Here is a 1,178-nt window from a genome sequence, read left to right on the forward strand (position 1 = left end):
GTTAGAAAGCGCTCATAAAAATTGTGTATTACTGTTTACCAATTGAACTGTATTTTGTAACATTAAAGGATTATAAAGGCTAAGCACTGTTATATAAGGATGTGTCTGTGGATAACGTTATCTCAAATTTAAAAAAAGAGTTCCATACTCATGTCCAGTCAGATAAATGGGCAGAAAGATACAGTGCGAAATCGAGCATCTCGACTCTGACGCAAGAAGAGTTAGCTGAGCTGGAAAATGCTTGGGTTCAACTTGTGATTTGGAAACAGACTCAAGTAAGTTAATCGTTCGGTAAACGAGCACGATTCGCCGCAACTGATTCATTTATAACCTCATGTTGGTCATTCCAATGTGGGGTTTTTTCTTACCTAGAAGAATGGTTGTTATAATATAACAATTTTGTCACCATCGACCTTGAAAAAAATTGTTAACAGCCTCATAGTGTCTATCATTAGATAGTTAGCTACAAAATATTGCCCAGACATATAATGTAGCGTTGTTAAATACATCGAATTTTCAAGTGAGTATAACTATGGCGGAAGTGCGTGCCAGAATAGATTTCAAAGTAGGGGTAACAAGCAGTATTGATGCTGAATTACTCTCTTTTCATGGATTGAAAACAGATAAAGAGCATGTTGCTGTAATATTTAAATCAGCAGATAAAACACAAGATGTTCCTCTTGTTCGTATGCACTCTGAGTGCCTTACTGGTGATGTTTTCCACTCTTCTCGCTGTGATTGCGGTGAGCAGTTAGATGAAACCATCAGAATCATGGGCGAAACTGGCGGTGTAATTCTTTATCTACGCCAAGAAGGTCGTGGTATTGGCTTATACAATAAGATCGATGCATACCGTCTTCAAAGTGAAGGTATGAACACGTACGAAGCGAATAACCACCTAGGTTTCGGTGATGATTTGCGAGATTTCACTGAAGCGGCTGAGATGCTGCGTGCTCTAGGTATCCCGAAGATTCGTTTGGTCACGAACAACCCTAAGAAGATTAACGAACTGAAGTCTTACGGTATTGAGATAGAAGAAGTAGTTAATACGTCTGCCCATATCAAATCTGGCAACGAAAATTACCTAAAAGCAAAAGTCTCACACGGTAAACATAACCTGGATATCTAGCCCGTTTACTTGTTGTGCTTAACACAAAAATGTTTAAAGACCTCACATA

2 protein-coding genes are annotated in these 1,178 nt (G+C 38.5%); both read left to right on the forward strand.

Translation table 11 applies throughout. The features are described 5' to 3' along the window. Positions 1 to 107 precede the first annotated feature (107 nt). On the forward strand, positions 108 to 284 hold the full coding sequence (locus BCT81_RS29270; RefSeq protein WP_004740200.1) for a hypothetical protein: 177 nt from the start codon (positions 108 to 110) through the stop codon (positions 282 to 284). Between the two features lie 248 nt (positions 285 to 532). Further along, positions 533 to 1,129 carry a GTP cyclohydrolase II gene (gene ribA, locus BCT81_RS03805; protein WP_004740199.1) on the forward strand — a complete coding sequence of 199 codons (597 nt, stop codon included), beginning with the start codon at positions 533 to 535 and terminating at the stop codon, positions 1,127 to 1,129. Positions 1,130 to 1,178: the final 49 nt, after the last annotated feature.

It is taken from the genome of Vibrio sp. 10N.261.52.A1, assembly GCF_002876325.1.
GTDB lineage: Bacteria > Pseudomonadota > Gammaproteobacteria > Enterobacterales > Vibrionaceae > Vibrio > Vibrio chagasii.